The sequence below is a fragment of the Bacillus sp. PK6-16 genome (genome assembly GCF_056530295.1).
In genome coordinates, this window is sequence record NZ_CP096511.1 from 2,671,946 (window position 1) to 2,689,135 (window position 17,190).

Sequence of the window (17,190 nt, forward strand, 5' to 3'; positions counted from 1 at the left end):
AAAGTTAGCCCCATTTCTTTTGAATTTAATTAATAAAACAGTTTTGGATGATTCTAAGATGTGTGTAAGATTCTTTTTGAAATTCATCCCGCTATTTACCGGGCAGTAAGAGCCCAATTGGTGAGGAATGATTAAAGTTTCACTTTATAATGCTTTTTGCATAATTACCCCCAAAAATAAGTATATGGTAATTCAAGGCAAAAAATTTTGAGAAATAATTGTATGTTATTAATATAAATAGCAAGGAGGAGAGGAAATGAAAGCAATTGTTATTGATCAATATGGTAGTGTTGAAGAATTAAAAGAAAGACAAGTTTTAAAACCGATTGTTAAGAATAACGAAAAAGCTCAACAATAAATAATATCCCATACTACATATTGTCATTTCAGACTATTATTTATTGTTGGCTATTGTGATATTGCTTCTAGCAAATACTGTTTCGTATTGTATCGTGTAATTTCTCTAATCCGATTTCCATATCTTTCTCGTTTAACATTGAATAGCTAATTCTTAATTGGTTATCATTTGTTTCGTAATTTAATAGACAAGCTGTTCCTGGTAAAAAAGAGACATCTACTTCATTTGCTTTTTGTAATAAGGTAAAGGGATCTATCGAATCAGGCAGTGTCACCCATAAATTAAAACCTCCATTTGGTATTTCAAAGTGTAGTTCTTTTAATGGCGATAATATATCAATTGTTAAATCACGTCTCATTTGTAAAGCTGTTCGTAATTTTTCTAAATGATTTTTCATACGTTCCGCACGTAAAAACGGTAGAAGTGCCTTTTGTGTTAATAAAGGACTACCGATATCCATTGAACCTTTCACTGCATATAGCCATTCAAAAATAGGGCCATCGGCAATAAGTGCTGCAATACGCAATCCTGGTGCTAACGTTTTACTAAATCCTTTTATATATATTACGTGGCCATCCTTATCAAAACTTTTGATTGGAGGTGGTACTACAGCATCCTCAAAATATATTTCTCCGAAAGAATCATCTTCAATAATAAAAAATTGATATAGCTCCGCTAGTTCTATAAGTTCCATTCTTCGTTCTTTACTCATTACTGTACCTGTCGGATTCTGGAAGGTCGGATTCGTATACAATAAAACGGGATTTTTACTTTGACAAATATCATCAATTAAGTCGGAGCGAACTCCATGATTATCAAGAGAAACGGGAATGATTTGAACACCTTTATTGATGAAAATATCAAGCGCAGCACTGTAACATGGACTTTCTACCAATACAATATCTCCAGGTTTTAATAATGTTTGAGCAATTAAATCAATTCCTTGTTGTGCGCCGCTTGTAATTAATAATTGAGATGGGTCTGTCACTAATTTCTGGTGTTCATGTAAGTAATTTGCTATTTCAACTCGCAATTCATAATCGCCTTGAACTGGCCCATAAGTTGCTAACAACATCGGATTTTTATCCAGCAATTTATGCATTTCATCTGCCAAAAATGGATTTGGTAACAGACGAGGATACAGAATTGCTTGTGAAAAATTATAATATTTACGGTGCTTATTCATTGCATATTGAGAACGCATAACATTAATCGTTTTCGTTTGTTGCCATTTATACGGAATTGGTTTGAAATCTTTCTTTACCCGTTTATATATGTAAGCACCTTTTCCTTGTTCGATGCGTATATACCCTTTCGTTTCTAACTGTTTATACGCTTTACGAACTGTTAATACATTGATTTGTAAATCTGTGGCCATACAACGTAAAGAAGGAAGAGATTCACCATGTGAAAGCATACCACTTTGTATTCTGTCAACAATTTGCATATATATTTGCTTGTAATACGGTATGTTTGTTTCTTTACGCAATACAATTTTCATAGGTTCACCTATTTTTCTTTTTAACTTAATTAAAGCGAAAAATATATAGGGAATCAACTACAACTTGAAGTAACTGTTATATGTACCGATACACTGTTATACACCATAGCCTCTATACTCATTCTAAGAGTAAAAAGGAGGAAGGAAAATGGTCATTTTTAATTACATTTTAGTATGTATTATTTTCGGGACAACATTTTTAACGATAAAAATTGGAATTGAAGCAGGAGCGCCACCGTTGTTTTCAGCAGGAATTCGCTTCTTTTTAGCGGGCATAATCCTTATGATTATTTTTAAATTAAAGCGAAAAGAAATTATGCCACATATATTTTCAAAACGCATTATGTATGCTGGATTTTGTTTAACATTTATGACATTCGCAAGTTTATATTGGTCAGAACAATATATTTCTTCGGGATTAGCTGCTGTTCTTTCTGCTACGGGACCAATGATGATTTTGTTAATACAAGCAAAGAGGAATAGGGAGAAATTACAAAAGGAACAACTTGTTGCTTTAGTTATTGCACTAATAGGTGTTATATTTGTTTCTTTACCAGGAATGCATCAACAAGTAAGTTTCATATGGAGTATTGCTTGTATTGTTTTAGTTATAGGGGAGTTATTTTACGGAATAGGCTCTATTCGTTCGAAAGAAATACTGTCAGATTTATCAAATGTATCACCATTTCTTATTAACGGTATTCAAATGTTTTATGGAGGGATTTTACTACTAATCGCATCTATTATTGTAGAACAACCAAATGTAACCGTATTAACTTCATGGAGTGTGCAATGGCCTATTTTATATCTCATATTTATCGGATCGATTGGTGGACACGGATTATATTACTGGCTCTTATCAAAAACAAATCCAGTATTTCCATCGACGTGGTTATATGTATCACCATTAATTGCAATAATTGTGGGATATATCATTTTAGGAGAACCTTTAAATCCTACAATGGGAATGGGGGCTTGTCTTATATTGATTGGTGTATTTTTGGCCAATCGTTCAACACTACGGGCTTATTTCAAAAAAGGGCAGTTATTAGAGAAGGAGATGTAGTTCCACAAAGTAACAGCCCTGTATATTACAGGACTGATAAAATAAAAAACACAGTTGGAAAAATAACCAACTGTGTTTTTGATAATTAATTCACTTTTTTAATAAAGCCTTTATAATGACGTTTTACAAGCTGGCTTTCTAACGTCTTCATAGTTTCTAGTGCTACACCGACAATGATAAGTAAGCTTGTACCACCAATTTGAGCAGAAGGTGGTAACGTAGCAATTTTCGTGAATACGAGCGGTAATATAGAAATAGCACCTAAGAAAATTGCACCGATAAATGTTAGACGGTATAGAATTTTAGTTACATATTGTTCAGTTGCTTTACCAGGACGAATACCAGGAACATATCCATTTTGCTTTTTCAAATTCTCAGCCATTTGTTCAGGATTTACTTGAATAAATGCGTAGAAGTATGTGAAAGCAACGATAAGACCGACATAAAGTGTCATTCCAATTGGATGTGCGAAATCAAGATTTGCAACTAACCATTTTGATACGCTTGAATCAGGGAAGAGCTGCGCAATTGTACGCGGCGTCATTAAAAATGCAGAAGCAAAGATAACTGGTATAACACCAGCACTATTTACTTTAAGCGGTAAATGAGTGTTTTTTGCTCCTTGATATTGATTGTTTCCTGAAACAGCTTTTGCATATTGGATCGGTATTTTACGTACAGCTTGTTGAATGTAAATAACACCAACAACTATCGCTAAAATTACGAGTCCAATTAAAACAATTTTTATTATGTGCATAAATAGCTGATCGCCAGCATTTTGGAATTGTTGTAAATAAATTTGATTTGCAACATTTGGAATCGCAGCAACAAGACCTGCGAAGATAATCATCGAAATACCATTACCAACTCCGTTAGCGGTAATTTGTTCGCCTAACCAAAGTAAAAATGCAGTACCTGCAGTTAAAACTGTCGCAATAAATAAGTATGTAGTCCAGCTTTGATCTGTTATTAATTGTCCACCTGCTATATTATTAAAGCCATAAGACATTCCGATGGCCTGTATGAATGCGAGAATGATTGTAAAGTATCGAGTGAATTGAGCTGATTTCTTACGGCCCATTTCTCCTTGCTTTGCCCATTCCGAAAATTTAGGTATAACATCCATTTGTAGTAACTGTACTATGATGGAAGCTGTAATATATGGTGTAATACCTACAGCAAAGATTGAGAAGTGTTGCAATGCTCCTCCGCCAAATACGTTTAACATACCTAGAACGTTAGCTTGATCTTGTACTTTTAATACCTCTGCGTTAGTATGAGGAACTGGAATAAACGTGCCAATTCGAAAAACGATTAACATCGCTAGTGTAAAAAGGATTTTCCTTCTTATCTCAGCTACTCTCATGAAATTTGAAATCGTACGAAACATTATGTCGCCTCCTATATTTTTATCAGTAAAAAACTGATTATTATACCCTATGAAGTAACCACAAACCTCCTTCCGCACTAAATTCATTTGACAAATGGATTTTCATACACTTTGTAGTTTTCACGGATATAAAAATATAAGGTGTTATATAAGCGACCTATACACTTCACGTAATCATTCAATACCCATAATATATCGAATAAATTAACAAATGTACATACATACGCATTAAAAATGAATAAATAGGGTCATTTTTTACATGTATTTAATGATAAATTGATAGGACATTATTATTCAGGATTGTTATACATGTTATAAAAATAAAGGCGAGCCATTATGATTTATAACTAATATTCATTCAAATGTATCAGCTAATAGTGTCTCCCAATCTTTAAAGGATAATTTATTATTTATATGTTTTAGTGCGTTAGGTACAACAATATGACAAATAAGTTCTAAGCTATTACCATCTGGATCAATAAAATAAACAGATGCATTACCTTGATGTGGACGGACAAAGGGTTCAATAGATTCATTACTCCCAAACGGAACAGCTTTAATTTGAAGTGAGTGTAACCAATGTAATGATTCTTTTAAATCCTCATAGGAAACTCTAAATGCAATATGACGCAAAGAAGGATGATATTTTGTTTCGTATTCAGAGCCCGCCCATAATCCTAGCCAACTTTTCCCATCCTCAATCCAAAAGAATGCTGTTGCTTCATCGCTCCAGGCTAACTTCAACCCTAGTTTTTCATAAAATTCGATAGATTGTTGTAAATTACTCACTGGTAAACGCGCTTCGTATATTCCTTTAATCAATTAAAATCCTCCACCTTTTAAAAAGAATATAAAATCAAATAAAAGTATGAAAGTACATACTACTTTAGTAGTAATAGTAATCAATTATATTTCAATTCAAATTCATCTCCCGCTGATTAAAGTTTCACTTTATATGATTAGAGAATTCTTTTTATTTAAGAAGGAATAAATGTTAAAGAAAGCTAATTAAACAGTGTACATATTTATAGGGGAGAAGATATAAATGAAAGTTGTTATAAAAAAATTACCACCATTAGAAGTAGCGTATATAAGACGAACTGGTAGCTACTTTGAACCGCAAGATCACTGGGGAAAGTTACTGAATTGGTCAATTGAAAATAAACTGTATCCACCAGAGCAATCATTTATCGGAATATCATTGGATAATCCTGAACTTGTTGCAAGTCATAAGTGCCGGCATGATGCATGTATTACGATTCCTGAAAACTTTGATAAAGAAAAGTATCATACTGTGCAATTTAAAAGATTAGATGGAGGTACATATGGTCTATGCCAGTTCTATGATGAACCTCATAAATTAAGTGAAGCGTATCAATACATGTATGCAGAGTGGCTACCAAATAGTGAGTATGATGCAGATTATGATAGAGATAATTTAGAGTTTTGCTTAAATAATGTTGCTGAAGATCTAGAAGGAAAGTTAAAGGTTGATTTATTTGTGCCAATTAAAAATATATATAAAACAAATAACTTCATTTGTGGTTTTAAAATGAAATTGGACTAGTAGTGAAAGAAAATCTTTTTTCGAAGATAATATTTCTAGCGTAGAAATTTAAGTATGTAGGCTGCAATGAAAGGAGAATCCACATGGATAAAATTGTAAATGACAAGTTTTATGAAACGAGAAATCAATTAGTTGAGGAAATTACTTTGTTGAGTAATGCTCAATTTAATAGGAAACCAGATAAGGATAAATGGAGTATTGCACAAGTTTGTCATCATTTAGTTTTATTAGATGAGAAAGTGATAACAGTTATTTCGTCAGGATTAAAAAAGTTAGATAGTACCCAAAATGAGCGTAAAGAAATTCACACTATTTTATTAGATAGAACGAAAAAGTTTATAGCTCCAGAAATGATTGAACCAAGTATAGAACCATTTGAAGTGCAGCAAATGCTCAATATGCTAAGCAAATCAAGAAAAGAATTGATGCGTTTCCTGAGTACAATAGAAGATGAGTCTGTATTAGAGAAAAAATCAGTGATGCATCCAGCTCTTGGAGAATTGCCCCTTGATCAGTGGATAGAACTGATCTATTTGCATGAACAGCGTCATATGTTACAAATCAAAGAGATAAAATTGCTTTGTGAAATTGAAAAGTAAAAATTATTCCCTATTTATTATCGATACGTATTATAAACAGGGAAAACGGTTGATTCTTATTGATTCAGAAGAAACCAAAAATAGAATGAAATTAGTTGAAAGTAACCAATAAGCTGAAGAAAATATGAAACTATCCGATTTTCTGTATAAGTGTAACCCCCGTCTTAAATGAAGAGCGGGGTTATTTTTTTGAAAGTGTTTTTATTTAGAAGGAGATAAATCAGTAACTGTATATGCCCGTTTTAATAAATTGAAATGATGATTTTTATGATGATAAATGATATGTCCTTATTTTGAAAGTACACTTCACACTCTTAAGAAAGGGGTATTCTGACAGGACATGATAAAATACAATTCTGTTAGAGGATGTATGTAATTTATTCTCTTTATTTTTGCAACAGAACCACCTTCAAAATTATCTTTTGTAGTTGAAGTTTCCTGAATAATAAGTTACATTTTTAAAGTTCAAGCAACTTTATGAAAGTACAAAAAGGGGAGAAATATTATTATTATGCAAAAAATGAAATGGAAGAACTATGTATGTTACTTTGTAATTCTATTACTGCTTGGAACGGCAGTAATAGTCAAACCATCTATCTCTAAGGCTGAGGAATCTGAAGTTAATATCACATTGTTAGGTACTGCAGATATTCATGGTAGATTTATGCCTTGGGATTATGCGCTTGATGGAGCAAATATGAGTGGAAGTTTGACACAGCTTTATACGGTTATAAAGAAGGTCCGTCAAGAAAATCCAAATACCATATTAGTAGATGCTGGGGATACAATTCAAGGAAACTCAGTAGAATTATTCAACGATAAGCCACAATCGCCAATGATGGTAGCGATGAATACAATGGGATATGACGCCTGGGCATTTGGAAATCATGAATTCAACTTTGGATTAGATACATTGAAAAAAGTTAGTGCGCAATATAAGGGAAAAACGTTAGCAGGAAATATTTATAAGGAAAATGGAGAGCGCTTTCTTCCTGCATATACAATTGTAGAAAAAGGTGGAATTAAAGTTGGGATTATTGGTATGAATACACCAATGATTAGTGATTTTGAAAAAGGGACAGATCACTTAGATGGTTTAGTGGTGAAAAATCCGGTAGAAGAGACGAAAAAGGCAATTAAGGAATTAGAAGGTAAAGTAGATGTAATGGTAGGAGTTATGCATATGGGATTAGAAAATGAGAATGGTATCCCTGGTACTGGTGTTCAAGATATTGCAAATGCTTGTCCGGAACTAAGCGCTATTTTTGCGGCTCACATGCATAAACTTGTAAAAAAAGAAGTTGTAAATGGCGTAATTATTACAGAACCAGATAAATATGGAACACATATTTCACGTATTGACCTTACTTTTACAAAGCAAGATGGGAAATTGGCTTTAAAAAATAAAACTGCTACCGCTATACCTGTAAAAAATGCTGATGGAACAACGATATTATCTGATCCTACACTTGAAGAAACATTAACACCTTTTCACGAATATGCGAGAGGAGATGCAAATGTTGTAGTCGCTCAATTAAAGGGTAGAAATCTTGTTCCTGAAAATGAAATAAAGGGTATTCCAAGTGTTCAGATTCAAGAAACACCTTTATCAGATTTCTTTCATGAAGTTATGCTCTACTACAGTAAAGCAGATGTAGTAGCCCATCAAATTGATAATGATTATGCCCGTTTAGATATAGGTCCTATTAAGAAAAAAGATATTGCGTACAATTACCAATATGCCTTGGGAGAAATTACAGTATATAAGATTTCTGGAAAAGATTTAAAAGACTATATGGAATGGGCAGCAGGATATTTTAACTCATCTCGTGCCGGAGATGTAACCGTTAGCTTTGATAAAACCCGCCGTGCCTCTAAATACAGTACGAACGATTTCTTTGGAGGCGTAAAATACGAAATTGACTTAACAAAACCATATGGAAGTAGAATTACAAATTTACGCTCTATTCGTACAAACAAACCAATCAAAATGAGCGATGCTATGACGCTGGGAATGAATGCATATAGAATGGAGGCTCTTCAGGCAAAAGGAGGAGCTTTAGAGGGGCGTAAGTTTGAACAAATTTGGTCATCTAAACAAGAGAATGCATTTGGAGAAACAGGTGGGACCATTCGTAACCTTGCTATTACATATTTAAAAGAGGTAAAGAACGGTGTATACACGCCAAAAGTTATGCGTAATTGGAAAATTACTGGTGTAGATTTACATTCTTCAGAGCATAAGGCGGTAGTTGATCTTGTGAATAAAGGGATTTTAGAAATTCCAAAAACAGAAGACGGAAAATACACAAATATAGCATCTATAAATACGAAAGACTCAATTTCAAAAGAAGAGATTATATTACTCTCACAAAAAGCAAATATTAATCCAAATCAGTTTAATCATGTAAAGACAAAAGGTGAATTTTACAAAAAACTTAGTAGGATTACTAAAAAATATAAATTATAAAATTTCTTATAGTAATTGTTATTTTAATAGCATGAAACCCACTCTTAAAATAGTTAAGAGTGGGTTTTTATGTTGTTATTTAGATGTAAGTATACTTTTATTAGAATGAATATAGATAATTAATAACTAACCAAGTGGATGAGCGTCTTAGGGAGCTCTTTTTTATTGAAATTAATGCATTTATATGAGTTGTTCTTTAATTGTAGCATCATCCTTAATTTATGTAATTTTGCATAATGTTACATAAATTGTGTATTTTCTCTTTTTTTAGACATTAATAGACAGTATACTTTGTACAAGCTTTCTATTTCAAAAATTATACGAGGTGAAATAATGAAAAACAAAAAGACATTAACTAAGGTAGCATTAACAACAGGATTAGCTTTAACAGCTGTGGCACCATATGGGGTAGGTCATGCAGAGGAAACAGATCAACTACAAGTTCAAATTCAGGAGGAATCGTTCCGTTCAGGTGAACTTACACAGCCGTCACAAAAGGCACCAGAAAATGTAGTAAAGGATGCACTTAAGGAGAAAACAGAACAAGCTCTGTCCCAAAAACAAGTCAATGGAGAAGCAGGAGTAGATTATAAAGTCCTTCAAAAACGTGGTTCGTATGATGGAACTACACTTGTGCGTATGCAGCAAACATACGAAGGAAAAGAAGTATATGGACATCAATTAACTGCACACGTAGATAATAAGGGTGTTATTAAAAGTGTTTCAGGCGATAGCGCGCAAAATTTAAAACAAGAAGAATTGAAAAAAACTATTAATCTATCAAAAGATGAAGCAAAACAATATATTTATACGAAATACGGGAACAATATCAAGTTTATTTCTGAGCCAGAAGTTAAAGAGGTTATTTTTGTTGATGAAAATAATGGACAAGCTAGCAATGCATACCAAGTTACCTTTGAAGCTGCAACACCAAACTATGTTTCTGGTACTTATTTAGTAAATGCACAAAATGGTGATATGTTAAAAAATATGGTAAAAGAATCTAACTTAAAAGCAAGTGAAAAACTAGTTGGAGCCTTAAAGAAAAGTAAACAAAGCAGTCTTACATCATTAACCGGAACAGGAAAAGATGATTTAGGTATTTCTCGTTCATTTGGTATCTCTAAACAAAGTAATGGCAAATATGCTCTTGCTGATTATACAAGAGGGCAAGGCATTGAAACATATGATGTGAATTACAGAGATATTACTAAAGAAGAAAGCTATTATCCTGGTACATTAGCGACAAGTACTTCGGCAACATTTAACGATCCAAAAGCAGTAAGTGCTCATTACTTAGCAACAAAAGTATTTGATTTTTATAAAGATAAATACAAGCGTAATAGCTTTGATAATAAGGGACAAAAGGTAGTTTCAGTTGTACACGCTTGGGATTCTGAAGAGACGAATGATCCGAAAAATTGGCAGAATGCATTAAGTGCTAATAATGGAAGTATGCTTGTATATGGTGATCCTATTGTTAAAGCATATGACGTAGCTGGACATGAATTTACACATGCTGTTACTTCTAGCGAATCTAATCTTGAATATTACGGGGAATCCGGTGCGATTAATGAGGCGCTATCTGATATTATGGGAACATCTATTGAGAAATACGTAAATAATGGAAACTTTAACTGGACAATGGGAGAACAAACGGGATCTGTTTTCCGTGATATGGAAAACCCAGCTTCTGTGCCATCTTCACTTGGAGTGCCTTATCCAGATGATTACAGTGAATTTAACGATTTTAATGGATGGGATCAGGGCGGTGTTCATTTTAATTCAAGTATTATTAATAAAGTTGCGTATCTGATTGCAAAAGGCGGAACTCATAACGGAGTAACTGTTAAAGGAATTGGTGAAGATAAAATGTTTGATATTTTCTATTATGCAAATACAGATGAGTTAAACATGACTTCTAATTTCAAAGAATTGAGATCAGCATGTATTCGAGTGGCAACTAATAAATATGGTGCGAATACAGCTGAAGTTCAAGCAGTTCAAAAAGCATTTGATGCAGCAAAAATTAAGTAATTTAGAAATATAGTTATCATTCATATATTAATACATTATGAAAAACAGCTAATGTCATTTTAAGGATATTAGCTGTTTTTTACGTAGCAATGTATTATTGAAAATAAACTGACTAAGCAATAATGAGGCACTTTACCTGTAAGAAGTTGTGACAAATAAATAAGGTTTAAAATATATAAAAACAGAAAATTAATAATATATTGACCTCTTGATAGAAAGTCTATAAAATGAAAGCGATAACAAACGATTGCTTTAAAATGTTTTCCCTGATCTTTTAGTATTTACAAATATATGAAGGCATAAACAAATCTATTTTTTTAAGTACTAATGCAAACGTTTTCGTATTAAAAGGTCATTGAAATACATACGTGAAAATAGCCAATACGGAGGTGAAGTAAAAGAGATTTCTAGATTAATTTAAGCAGTGTTATGTAGTGAAAGCATAATAAATCGTTAGTAATATTTGAAGAAAGGGTGTATGTGGTGCAAATTATAAAAAGATTAATTAACAAAACAGTTTTATTACTTACTTTAATCGTTATGTTATCATCTGTTTTCTCCTTTCAGAGTGTGAAGGCAGTTTCAAATTCGAAAACAACTGAAATTATCATTCATTACAAAGAAAAGCTTGGAAATACAAAAGACTGGAATCTTTGGTTATGGGGAGAAAATGCAAATGGTACATCTTATGAATTTACTGGTGAAGATGAATTTGGAAAATACACTAAGATAAAAATAGACGGTGACTATAATCGTGTAGGATTTATAGTTCGAACAAATGAATGGGAAAAAGATGGTGGGGATCGTTGGATTGAAAATATAAAGGACGGTCGTGCTGAAGTATGGATTCTTTCGGGGGATGAAAAAGTATATAATTCTAAGCCATCATCGGATCTCTCAATTCAAAAGGCAACTATTGATAGTTTCCATGAAATTACTGTAACGACTAATGTCCCGTTTCATATTAAGGAAAAGAAAATTGAAATTGAAGGCATTAAAATTAAGAATATTACTCCTTATGATATAAACAGTGGAGATATTACTAATAAGGTCAAAATAATTACGGAACAGAAAATTGATTTAAAACAAACATACAAAGTTAAAATAGAAAACTTAGCTGATACGAATACTGAAATTGGTAAAGTCATTCGTAGCGAAGAATTTGATAATTTATTTTATTATGGTGGTAACGATTTAGGAAATACATATACTCCGCAACATACAAAGTTTCGTTTATGGGCTCCTACTGCAAGCGAAGCGAAGTTAGTTACATATAAAAACTGGAACGATAAAATAGGTGCTGAAATAAACATGCAACAAGGTGAAAAGGGAACTTGGACAGCAGAACTAAAGGGGAACCAAAAAGGGCTCTTTTATACGTATAAGGTCAAAATTGGTGATAAGTGGACTGAAGCGGTTGATCCATATGTGCGTGCTGCTTCTGTAAATGGGGATAAAGGTGCAGTCGTTAATTTAGAAGAAACAAATCCGAAAAAATGGAAGGCAAACAAAAAGCCAAAATTAAAAAATCCGGAAGATGCTATTATTTATGAGTTACATGTACGCGACCTTTCCATTCAACCTGAAAGTGGTATTAAACAGAAAGGGAAGTATTTAGGTGTAACAGAAAAAGGAACAAAAGGGCCAGAAGGTGTAAAAACAGGACTTGATCATATAAAGGATCTTGGTGTTACTCACGTTCAGTTTTTACCGATATTTGATTATGCTTCTGTAAATGAAGAGACTTTAAATGAACCGCAATATAACTGGGGATATGATCCTAAAAATTTCAATGTTCCAGAAGGCTCTTATTCTACAAATCCTTATGAGCCGACTGTGCGAATAACTGAATTAAAGCAAATGGTTCAAACACTACATGATAATAATCTTCGAGTGGTGATGGATGTAGTATATAACCATATGTATAACGCTGCTGAATCTAATTTCCATAAGTTAGTTCCAGGTTATTATTATCGTTACAATGAAGATGGAACATTTGCAAATGGAACTGGAGTAGGAAATGATACTGCTTCAGAAAGAAAAATGATGAGGAAATTTATGATAGATTCCGTCACATATTGGGCAAAAGAATACAATTTAGATGGATTCCGTTTTGATTTAATGGGTATTCATGATTATGAAACGATGAATGAAATACGTAAAGCTGTTAATCAAATTGACCCTTCTATTATACTACACGGAGAAGGATGGGATTTAAATACACCTCTTGCAGCTGAGCTAAAAGCAAATCAAAAAAATGCAGAGAAAATGAAAGGGATTGCTCATTTTAACGATAATATACGTGATGGGTTAAAAGGTAGTGTATTTGAGGAAAAAGAAAATGGTTTTATAAATGGAAAGGAAAACATGGAAGATCGTATTAAAAAAGGTATTACGGCAGGTATTGACTACGATACAAATTCGTCTACCTATCAAGATCCAGAGCAGGTGCTAACTTATGTGGAAGCACATGACAATCATACATTATGGGATAAACTTGAGTTAACTAATCTAGGTGACAGCGATGAAGTGCGAACACAAATGCACAAATTGTCTTCTTCGATTTTATTAACATCACAAGGAATTCCATTTTTACATGCAGGGCAAGAGTTTATGCGGACGAAATACGGTGATCATAATAGTTACAAATCTCCAGACTCAATTAACCAGATGGATTGGCTGCGCCGTGCAACGTTTAATAATGAAGTAGATTATATGAAGGGTTTAATAGAATTACGCAAAAAGTACTCAGCTTTTCGAATGACATCTGCAGAGCAAATAAAAACACACGTATCATTTATTGATGCTCCAAAAAATACTGTAGCTTATATAATAGAGGGGAATAAACATGAATACTTTACATTGGCTCACAATGCAAATAGAGAAGCTGTTGAAATAACACTTCCATCAAAAGGGCCTTGGAAAGTACTAGTAGATGGCAAGCAGGCGGGAAGTAAACCACTTTATGTTGTCCATGACAATAAAATTAAAGTTCCTGCATTAAGTTCCATTGTTTTAAAATCAGAAAAACCAATTAAATAAAAGCAAAGAGTGTGGAAATAAATACTGCATTGAGCAAAGTTAATAAGGATTGCAAATGAAAAAAGCGAAGTAAAAACAACCTTTACTTCGCTTTTAAAATTAATATAGCATAATTTCACATACTGTAATTAAATTAAGATCCAATAAAGAACACACAAAAAGAGAAGAACTCATCAAGGTTCTTCCCTTTTTAATGTTTCATTAGGAGATCTTTCATTTTTTATTGGGTATGGATTAGCATGACGATGATTTATATATGTAATTGGTTAAAATGAAACATTACAAGTATAAGATTATGTGCTTAGTAATCTCGCGATTTAAGGCACGACATTAGATAAGTGCGGGGAGTTTAATCGATGTTGAATAAAATTAATAGTATCAGCGGCAATTTTTTTACGTTTAAGAACTATCCCGGCATGCCCACACGTATAAATATATCGTGTAGGTCTTTCCCAAGATTCCCACAAGTAGTCTGTATCCTCAGAATGCACATATAGATCATGCTTACCTGAAATTAATAAAATATTTTCTTTTTTTACTTTTGACAATGCTTGACTCGGTTCAGTGATTTTCCAATAATCTATTAAATCATCATACGTAACACCATGATGTTCCAAGTCTTCTCTAATAAATTTACCCGGAATTGTATTCCAAATAGAATAAGAAAGTCGATTTGCATAGAAAATGGATGCTAACACATCAATTTCTTCTTCAACAAGAGAGGTTAAGTTAGTAATAAATCCGCCTAAACTAATCCCTATTAGAATCAGGGGACCATTTTTATTTGCTTTAATCCATTTAATCAAAGCTCGTAAATCAGCTACCGCTTGTCTAGTTGCTTGTACTGTTCGTTCAATATTTGCACTTACCATATACTCTCCACTGAATAGGGATTGATCGGGTTTTCTTTCAAAATGATAGGGTAGAGTGAAATAATACATATTCCACTTCAGGGTGGTCATATGATTGTGGAATATTTTTTTCACACGTTCGTTAGAATCCATTCTCCAACCGTGAACAAAGATAACATGAGGTGCATTTTCATTTTCATGTAAGAATAATTCCCCAGTTACAGAGTCGTTGCGTGAATCACCGGATTGAACCGAGCTTTTATAGTTGAATTGTCCAAGCATGTATTCATTTTCCTGCTTTGAATGCTTAATGTCAAAATGAATATGTGATGATTTTACTTTATAAAAAGATTCTATGTCCTTTATATTTAATGAAGTGTTAGAAAGGGAAGTAAACTGAAACGCTACACTTCTTTTTTTGTGTAAATCATATAAGGCGTACCGATCAATGAGTTTTGAAAAAATCAAATTAACCTCCTCCAAAGTACATATTGTTTAAAACATAGACAAAATTTATGTTTTAAATTAATTAGGAAATATTCTCTTTTCCTAATAGTAGGTGCTTGAATTATAAAAACAGGTGATAAATTTGCATATTATATTATAAAGCTTACAATAAATAATTTATACTAAAATTTAAGAAGCAAGTTAATATTCTTATCCATATAAAAGAATGCTAACTTGCTTCTTTTCGTATTAAAAGATGTAATTTCTATGAGGAACAACTTAAATTCCCATATAGATATTCACAAATAGGTTCTCTATATTTATTGTGTGGAAATTATATAATAAATATATTTTTTATGTTACATACATTAAATCAATCTTAACCTCTCTTTTTTCTATAAGTTCCTTAAATTGACTAACTTCTTACCAATATTCAACAACGACTGCGTTTTTGAATTTGTTTTCTAGCTTTTCTTGAACAGGTGAAATTTGATTTATCATAAAATCAAGCCATAATCAAAATGGTCTCCCTGTACTGAATGTTAAAATAGTTTGTTGTTCCCGTTTTAATAATATTTGAAAAAAACTTGTAAGATATTCTACAGGTTCTTTTTATTATAATCGGTTACTTATATCATGGGATAATCACACATAAAAAACGGGACATTACCTAGATGTATGACCTAAATATCGTCCCGTTTACCTACTCTGTATAGTTATTGCAGAATTAAACCTACAATCATAATTAAACTAAATACTATCATCCAACCAAACGCACAATAGCCAAAAATTCTAATCCATTTAGGTAATTGATGCATATTAATTTTATTTGTGGGAACTCCTTGCATAGAAAACATCATTTTTTGATCTCTATCTCTATTATTTTGTTGTTCATACATAATATCATCACCTTTCCAGAACTATTGTGTTTATGGTATATCAGCCTAAAGAAAATTATGTACAGAATAAGAGGAGATAGCATAAATATTATGTGGTGAATTTTATAAATAAATGCATTTAATTGCCATGGTTCTAAGCGCTAATCCGTTATAAATACTGAAAAAGAGCCCTACATAAATAGGACTCTTTTTCTTCAAATATTAAGTTGCTGAATATAAATCAGAACCAAGGTAACGCTCTTTTATAATTTGAAGATGATGAAGCTCATGACCAGCAATGATGTATGCTAATGCACGAACTGTAACTTCAGAATTATTCGCATTTCCTCTTTGTGACCAAGCTTCTTTACCTAAGCTTCTAAGTAAATACAGGGTAGATTGGCGAACCACTATTAAATTCTCAAGAAGATCTTGCATAGATTGCTTATCAAAAGCAGCTTTAAGAACATACATATCATCGTTATAGCCTGGAAGTTCCGCTGTCTCGCCTCGAGCAATAGATAACAAGCGATATGCCATAATACGTTCTGTATCTGCAATATGGCCGATTACTTCTTTTATACTCCATTTAGTAGGAGCGTATCGAAAAAGTCCCTCACTATCAGAAATTCCCTTTAATAAAAGATTTGTTTCCTTCATTTGTTGTTCTAGAATATGTATGATATTTCCGTCTGATACCAAGTTGGTATACGTTGCATAATAGGAGTTATATTCACTTACCTTTGGTCTTATTTGCATATGAATCATCCTTTATATTTAATCTTTAAGTACAGCTTATCACAAAATACCTTCAAATTAATCTGAAAATTAGAAATTACAATTAAAAAATTCACCTACTACCTTAGTTGAAATCGTGTACTTTCACATCAATTAACAAACAGAAGAAGGATTTTTGATTTAACTCTTAGAATATCGTTCTATTACGAGTTCTTTGATATGAATTGTTTTTTTTGATTACTTTTG

The 17,190-nt window shown here is 32.5% G+C and carries 12 protein-coding genes; 6 read left to right on the forward strand and 6 right to left on the reverse strand.

Annotated elements, in window-relative coordinates; all coding sequences use genetic code 11:
- Positions 1-425: 425 nt before the first annotated feature.
- Positions 426-1,859 carry a MocR-like pyridoxine biosynthesis transcription factor PdxR gene (pdxR, locus tag M1D66_RS13800; RefSeq protein ID WP_086385718.1) on the reverse strand — a complete coding sequence of 478 codons (1,434 nt, stop codon included), beginning with the start codon at positions 1,857-1,859 and terminating at the stop codon, positions 426-428.
- Positions 1,860-2,007: 148 nt separating this feature from the next.
- On the opposite strand from pdxR, the gene M1D66_RS13805 reads away from it, so the two are divergent.
- Entirely contained in the window at positions 2,008-2,925 is a 918-nt protein-coding gene (locus M1D66_RS13805) for a DMT family transporter (protein ID WP_000234336.1), read from the forward strand.
- An 85-nt stretch (positions 2,926-3,010) separates the two neighbouring features.
- Here the strand turns inward: M1D66_RS13805 and secY are convergent, their stop codons facing one another.
- Complete coding sequence (gene secY, locus M1D66_RS13810) at positions 3,011-4,315, reverse strand: preprotein translocase subunit SecY (protein WP_000490135.1); 1,305 nt, start codon at positions 4,313-4,315, stop codon at positions 3,011-3,013.
- 354 nt (positions 4,316-4,669) lie between these two features.
- The gene (locus tag M1D66_RS13815; protein ID WP_242554514.1) at positions 4,670-5,137 is read right to left on the reverse strand and encodes a VOC family protein; all 468 of its coding nucleotides are present in this window, start codon (positions 5,135-5,137) and stop codon (positions 4,670-4,672) included.
- A 223-nt stretch (positions 5,138-5,360) separates the two neighbouring features.
- Between M1D66_RS13815 and M1D66_RS13820 the strand changes: the two genes are divergently transcribed.
- The 5 genes from M1D66_RS13820 (at position 5,361) to pulA (ending at position 14,030) form a co-directional block, all read left to right on the forward strand.
- Positions 5,361-5,882, forward strand: a complete 522-nt coding sequence (locus M1D66_RS13820; RefSeq protein ID WP_242554515.1) for an AraC family transcriptional regulator — start codon at positions 5,361-5,363, stop codon at positions 5,880-5,882.
- Between the two features lie 83 nt (positions 5,883-5,965).
- Positions 5,966-6,481 carry a DinB family protein gene (locus tag M1D66_RS13825; protein ID WP_000358015.1) on the forward strand — a complete coding sequence of 172 codons (516 nt, stop codon included), beginning with the start codon at positions 5,966-5,968 and terminating at the stop codon, positions 6,479-6,481.
- A 511-nt stretch (positions 6,482-6,992) separates the two neighbouring features.
- Positions 6,993-8,951 carry a bifunctional metallophosphatase/5'-nucleotidase gene (locus tag M1D66_RS13830; RefSeq protein WP_001171084.1) on the forward strand — a complete coding sequence of 653 codons (1,959 nt, stop codon included), beginning with the start codon at positions 6,993-6,995 and terminating at the stop codon, positions 8,949-8,951.
- A 333-nt stretch (positions 8,952-9,284) separates the two neighbouring features.
- Positions 9,285-10,988, forward strand: coding sequence for a M4 family metallopeptidase (locus M1D66_RS13835; RefSeq protein WP_000791449.1), 1,704 nt, complete (start codon positions 9,285-9,287; stop codon positions 10,986-10,988).
- Between the two features lie 483 nt (positions 10,989-11,471).
- Positions 11,472-14,030 carry a type I pullulanase gene (gene pulA, locus M1D66_RS13840; protein ID WP_242554516.1) on the forward strand — a complete coding sequence of 853 codons (2,559 nt, stop codon included), beginning with the start codon at positions 11,472-11,474 and terminating at the stop codon, positions 14,028-14,030.
- 317 nt (positions 14,031-14,347) lie between these two features.
- Here the strand turns inward: pulA and M1D66_RS13845 are convergent, their stop codons facing one another.
- The 3 genes from M1D66_RS13845 to M1D66_RS13855 all read right to left on the reverse strand — a co-directional run bounded on the left by M1D66_RS13845 (position 14,348) and on the right by M1D66_RS13855 (position 16,965).
- A complete protein-coding gene (locus tag M1D66_RS13845) occupies positions 14,348-15,349 on the reverse strand; it encodes an alpha/beta hydrolase (RefSeq protein ID WP_000577699.1) in 1,002 nt (333 codons plus the stop codon).
- Between the two features lie 695 nt (positions 15,350-16,044).
- Positions 16,045-16,227: a hypothetical protein gene (locus M1D66_RS13850; RefSeq protein WP_000273233.1), complete on the reverse strand. Its 183-nt coding sequence runs from the start codon at positions 16,225-16,227 to the stop codon at positions 16,045-16,047.
- Positions 16,228-16,428: 201 nt separating this feature from the next.
- Positions 16,429-16,965: a DinB family protein gene (locus M1D66_RS13855; protein ID WP_242554517.1), complete on the reverse strand. Its 537-nt coding sequence runs from the start codon at positions 16,963-16,965 to the stop codon at positions 16,429-16,431.
- Between the last annotated feature and the right edge of the window lie 225 nt (positions 16,966-17,190).

Bases quoted from the DNA above. Each gene is read 5' to 3' on its own strand.
- pdxR (WP_086385718.1), bottom strand. From the start codon at position 1,859: ATGAAAATTGTATTGCGTAAAGAAACAAACATACCGTATTACAAGCAA.
- M1D66_RS13805 (WP_000234336.1), top strand. From the start codon at position 2,008: ATGGTCATTTTTAATTACATTTTAGTATGTATTATTTTCGGGACAACA.
- secY (WP_000490135.1), bottom strand. From the start codon at position 4,315: ATGTTTCGTACGATTTCAAATTTCATGAGAGTAGCTGAGATAAGAAGG.
- M1D66_RS13820 (WP_242554515.1), top strand. From the start codon at position 5,361: ATGAAAGTTGTTATAAAAAAATTACCACCATTAGAAGTAGCGTATATA.
- M1D66_RS13825 (WP_000358015.1), top strand. From the start codon at position 5,966: ATGGATAAAATTGTAAATGACAAGTTTTATGAAACGAGAAATCAATTA.
- M1D66_RS13830 (WP_001171084.1), top strand. From the start codon at position 6,993: ATGCAAAAAATGAAATGGAAGAACTATGTATGTTACTTTGTAATTCTA.
- M1D66_RS13835 (WP_000791449.1), top strand. From the start codon at position 9,285: ATGAAAAACAAAAAGACATTAACTAAGGTAGCATTAACAACAGGATTA.
- M1D66_RS13850 (WP_000273233.1), bottom strand. From the start codon at position 16,227: ATGTATGAACAACAAAATAATAGAGATAGAGATCAAAAAATGATGTTT.
- M1D66_RS13855 (WP_242554517.1), bottom strand. From the start codon at position 16,965: ATGCAAATAAGACCAAAGGTAAGTGAATATAACTCCTATTATGCAACG.